General features: G+C 51.6%; 3 protein-coding genes and 1 rRNA gene. All 4 read right to left on the bottom strand.

Features of this window, described 5'->3' with window-relative positions; translation table 11 throughout:
* A partial coding sequence (locus WBC85_RS00380; protein WP_424432704.1) for a TIGR03862 family flavoprotein occupies positions 1 to 800 on the bottom strand: 800 nt, incomplete at its 3' end.
* Entirely contained in the window at positions 797 to 2137 is a 1341-nt protein-coding gene (locus tag WBC85_RS00375) for a mechanosensitive ion channel family protein (protein WP_424432703.1), read from the bottom strand. The genes WBC85_RS00375 and WBC85_RS00380, both read right to left, overlap by 4 nt.
* 41 nt (positions 2138 to 2178) lie before the next feature.
* The gene (locus tag WBC85_RS00370; protein ID WP_424432702.1) at positions 2179 to 3582 is read right to left on the bottom strand and encodes a pyridoxal phosphate-dependent decarboxylase family protein; all 1404 of its coding nucleotides are present in this window, start codon (positions 3580 to 3582) and stop codon (positions 2179 to 2181) included.
* A gap of 173 nt (positions 3583 to 3755) precedes the next feature.
* Positions 3756 to 3845: ribosomal RNA gene (gene rrf, locus WBC85_RS00365) — 5S ribosomal RNA — on the bottom strand; the annotation flags it as partial.

The following is a 3845-nucleotide window of genomic DNA, read 5'->3' as shown; positions in this document are numbered from 1 at the left end:
CTTTGCACACGCTCGACGCTCCAATCGGTACGTAGATCAACAAAGAGCGCGTGACCTTCGCGAACACCGCGGCTTACAGAATAGATGCCGCCACCTTCCAAACCACGCTCGGAAATCACCGCTTCACCGTTGCTATTATAAGGGCCAGAGGTAAAAGAAACTGCCTTCAATGGTGCGCCAAAATGGGGTTGCATATGTGCGCTCCAATCAACGTGAACCGCCGCATTTGCTGCATTGAACGGCGCCAGCTCGATGTCCTCCTTCGCGAACAACTCTGCCCATTGCCCGTCCGAACCAAGCCTTGCCCAACTGGCACCGCCCAGTGCGAAAACAAATGCATCGGCTGTTAGCGTTTGCCCACCCTCAGGCGTTTGGAATCCAAGGCAATCCTGCTGCCATCCCGTCCAGCGCCACTTTGTTCGAAACTCAACGCCCTTGTCTGAAAGCCGTAATATCCATGCGCGCAGCAATGGTGATGCTTTCATCGCCTTTGGAAAAACGCGGCCTGAAGACCCTGTAAACACCTCTTGGCCAAGATTTGCGGCGAATGCACCAACGTCTGTTGGGCCAAATTCTTTCAGTATTGGTGAGAGCCAACTTTGCGCATCTGAATAGTGCGTCTCGAATTCACTTAGGAGCTCATCCTTAGTCAGGTTGAGACCAGATTTTCCAGCCATCAGAAACTTGCGCCCCAGCGAAGGCTTTGCTTCGATGATAGTAACCTGAGCGCCTGCTTGCGAAAGCTCGTCCGCGGCCATAAGACCCGCTGGACCACCGCCGATGACAATTGCGCGTTTCATTCTGAACGCGTGCGAATTTCGCCCTTAAGTTCAACAACCCTTTGTGGGTATGGGATTTCGATACTGTTTTCCTTCAGTGCGTTCCAAACAAGGAACAACACATCCGAAGTGAATTTGTTGCGTCCGTCATCAATGCCATTAACCCAGAATTCGACCGCAAAATTCACACCACTATCCCCGAAACTGCGCAACTCGCAATCCGGTGGGAACGGTTTGCTCAGAACCTCTGGATGCTTGGCGACTGCCTTCTCAACGATTGCGGGGACCAGATTGATGTCTGTATCGTAGCTAACTGAAAACCCAGCCTCATAGCGGTTTGCCGAACCGCTATCAGAATAGTTCACAACTCGCGTCGTAATAAAATCTTCGTTCGGAACGACGATCCAGCGGCCGTCATATGTCTCGAGGATCGCGGCCCGCGCGGTCATTTTGACGATCGTCCCGGCCTCGCCGCCATCAAGTTCTACATAGTCCCCAACAGTTGCCTGCCCTTCCAGAAGCAAGATCACACCAGAGATGAAATTGGACGCAATCTTTTGTAGGCCAAAACCCAGGCCGACACCAATTGCACCACCAAGTACCGCTAGTGATGTGAGCGAAATGCCCATAATGTTCATCAAGATCAGGAACGCTGCACCGAAAATCGCAATCTCGGCCGTTTTTGAGGCGAGTTCACGCGTTGCTGGGCGCATCTCATTCTGTTTGGAAATGAAACTGCTCGATTGATCGTTCGACCAGCGACCGAACCAAAATATGATCCCGCCAACCACGGCAAAACGAATGGCAAATAGGATCGAAAACGACAGGTTTCCAAGGGGTACGACAGCCGCATCCAGCTTGGCTGTTGCTACTTCAAGCAGGCCTACAGCGTAAAGTGCGGCAACCGGGATAAGGACGAACTTCCCAAGAAGCTTAAGAAACCCATCCTTGATTATCTGCTCAACGAGTATGCGCGCAGCAAGGAAAAGAAAGACGCGTTTGCCAAATGCGATCACCGCTCCGCTACCGAAGATGGAGCGTGTTAGCGTTTCGCCGATGCCTGTCAGCGCATAAGCCAACAAAGGCAAAAGCAACGGCAAAAATATCAGAACAAACCGCCGCGCCGTCGCTATGACATTCTCTTGCTCGAGCTGAGGTGTCAGAAGTCGCGTCAATGCGGGTTTAAGTTTTCGCGATATATAAAGCGCGACAAGGTAGGCCACGATCAACAAAGCAAATTGCGACCATGCCGCGGGGCTCAGAAGCCAACCTTTGGCCAAATCCCATCCTTGCAAGGCATACGCTGCCGCTTGCTGTACGATCTGAGGCTGCTCGCTAAGGTCCATTACTTTATCCATTCAAAGGGTCAATGGTGTTTGCCCCATCTTGAATGCAAAGGCTAGAGCGCGCGCGCAACCTGCAAAATGGTATCAAACGCAAAGGACACGTCATCTTCAGTGCAATCAAATTGACCAACCTGAAAACGAATGACCTTTTTACCATCAACGAAAGTTTGCGTCAGATAAATTCGGCCATCATCGTTCAAATGATCTACCAATCGCTGGTTGAGATCGTCCAGATCACCGTCGCCAAGGTAGCGGAATGTGAACAATGAAAAAATCGGATCGGTTACAATTTCAAAATCAGGCTCGGCCGCAATTCGCGTTGCCAGCTTTTGCGCCCAAGCCACATGGTTGCGCATACGCATACGCAATCCATCAAGCCCATAAGCACGCATGAGAAACCATAGTTTTAGGGCGCGAAAGCGGCGGCCAAGTGGTACAGACCACTCCGAATAGTCGGTTACTTCCTGCTGACCATGTGTCTTCAGGTATTCAGGGCGTATCGCCAACGTCTGGCGTAGCGCGTCGGGATCGCGCAAAAACTGAACGGAACAATCAAACTGTGCGCCCAGCCATTTGTGAGGGTTGAACACGATACTGTCGCAGTTCTCTGCACCAGCCCATATTTCCCGGAATTCTGGACAGAACATCGCAGAACCCGCCCATGCAGCATCCAAGTGCGTAAACAGACCTTCCGCCGCAGCAAGCTCAGTCACCGCTTGAATGTCGTCACATGCCCCCATACCGGTCGAGCCGGTAACAGCAATGATTCCCGCAGGCAGGTATCCAGCTGCGCGATCTTTTGCAATTACCGCCTTTAGCGCGTTGATATCAATTGATTTTCTAGGACCTGTCGTTGGAAGTTTTATCAGATTGTCCTGCCCGATACCTGATACCCAAATCGCACGGTCTATGGAGGTATGCACCTGATCGGAACAGTATATCCGTATGGCTTTCTGACCACTCAGACCTTGTTGGTTACCTTGCCAATTCAAGGCGCGTTCGCGCATCGTGAGCACTGCGGCAAGCGTAGCAGAGGACGCGCTATCCTGAATGACGCCGGTGAATGCATCAGGAAGGCCCAAGCCTTCGCAGATCCATTCAAGCATTCTGGTTTCAAGTTCCGTCGCCGATGGCGAAGTTTGCCAAAGCATGCATTGAGCTGAAATCGCGCTGACAATTTGTTCCGCGAGGATAGAAGGCGGCGCGGCGTTGGACGGGAAATATGCAAAGAACCGAGGATGCTGCCAATGTGTGATGCCAGGCATCACGATCCTCTCGAAATCGTCGATGATGTCCTTCATAGGCTCTGCGTCATTAGGCGCGCGATCAGGCAAAAGCGCCAAAGTATCTCCAGGCGAAACTTGGGAGCGGACGGGACGATCTCTAAGCGTGCGATGATAATCCGCCGCCCAAGTCGCCATCTTTTGCGACCACTCTTCGAATTCATTCCATTGCATAGCTGATCCTCAACAATAAACTTGCCTTGTTAAGTAAATCAGAAAGCAAAGCTTAGTGCAATCGAGAGAAGTTCACATTGCAACAACACCAGACGAAATCATGCGACTGGGTTCTTGATAAGTTTTTTTTGGGGGGGTTTTTCTCACGAGGTATATAGATATTGGATTACTGGGATTGGCGGTGACCTACTCTCCCACGTCTTAAGACGCAGTACCATTGGCGCGGTGGCACTTAACTGCCGGGTTCGGGATGGGACCGGGTG

This window comes from Planktotalea sp. (assembly GCF_049680325.1).
Taxonomy (GTDB): Bacteria; Pseudomonadota; Alphaproteobacteria; order Rhodobacterales; family Rhodobacteraceae; genus Planktotalea.
Note: the sequence above shows the minus strand (reverse complement) of the source record. Positions and strands in the feature narration are given on the sequence as shown.

Excerpts from the sequence above, each read along its gene's own strand:
- WBC85_RS00375 (WP_424432703.1), bottom strand. The coding sequence starts at position 2,137 with ATGGATAAAGTAATGGACCTTAGCGAGCAGCCTCAGATCGTACAGCAA.
- WBC85_RS00370 (WP_424432702.1), bottom strand. The coding sequence starts at position 3,582 with ATGCAATGGAATGAATTCGAAGAGTGGTCGCAAAAGATGGCGACTTGG.